This window comes from Mycobacterium sp. IS-836 (genome assembly GCF_001954275.1).
In the GTDB taxonomy this organism is placed as follows: domain Bacteria; phylum Actinomycetota; class Actinomycetes; order Mycobacteriales; family Mycobacteriaceae; genus Mycobacterium.
Genome location: NZ_MBEU01000035.1, coordinates 1 through 626, shown reverse-complemented (window position 1 = coordinate 626; position 626 = coordinate 1). Strand labels below are relative to the sequence as shown.

Sequence of the window (626 nt, the reverse complement as noted above, 5' to 3'; positions counted from 1 at the left end):
GTTAGGCCCAGCTGGACCCAACGGCGCTGTCGGTGCTGGCCATGTTGCTGCCGGCGGTCTGCACCTTCTGGCCGTGGGCGTTGGCCTGCTCGTAAATCACCTGGAAGTTACGACCCAACTGGGTGATGAACTCCTGGCAGGCCACCGAACCCGCGCCGCCCCAGAAGTCCCCAGCAGCAAGCACATCGCGAACGATGGCCTGGTGCTCGGCCTCCAAAGAAGCGGCCTGCGCGCGAATCAGCGCGCCGTGGGCATCGACATCGCCGAACTGGTAATTGATTGACATAGCGGTGTTCTCCTAACGAATGAAAGGGCTAGTGGCTCAGGATCTGCTGCGAGGCCTGCTCTTGGGTCTCGTAGTTGTTCGCGTCGCGGATCAGCCCGTCACGAACCCCGTGCAGCATGTTCACGATGTTGTTGAACGCCTGATTCATCTGACCCATCGTGTCGTAGGACGTCGCCTGGGCCTGCCCACTCCAGCCGGCACCGGCGATGTTCTGCGAGGACGCCCACATCTTGCGCGCCTCATCGGCCACCGTCTGAGCGTGCATCTCAAAGCGGCCCGCCATCGCCCGCATCGCGTGCGGGTCAGTCATAAAACGTGTTGCCATCTTGGCTATCTCCTT

General features: G+C 62.0%; 2 protein-coding genes. Both read right to left on the bottom strand.

Going from position 1 to position 626, the window contains the following annotated elements; all coding sequences use genetic code 11:
• Position 1 precedes the first annotated feature (1 nt).
• On the bottom strand, positions 2 to 286 hold the full coding sequence (locus A5747_RS10830; RefSeq protein ID WP_076123891.1) for a WXG100 family type VII secretion target: 285 nt from the start codon (positions 284 to 286) through the stop codon (positions 2 to 4).
• Positions 287 to 314: 28 nt separating this feature from the next.
• Positions 315 to 611, bottom strand: a complete 297-nt coding sequence (locus A5747_RS10825; protein WP_076123893.1) for a WXG100 family type VII secretion target — start codon at positions 609 to 611, stop codon at positions 315 to 317.
• Positions 612 to 626: the final 15 nt, after the last annotated feature.

Excerpts from the sequence above, each read along its gene's own strand:
- A5747_RS10830 (WP_076123891.1), bottom strand. The coding sequence starts at position 286 with ATGTCAATCAATTACCAGTTCGGCGATGTCGATGCCCACGGCGCGCTG.
- A5747_RS10825 (WP_076123893.1), bottom strand. The coding sequence starts at position 611 with ATGGCAACACGTTTTATGACTGACCCGCACGCGATGCGGGCGATGGCG.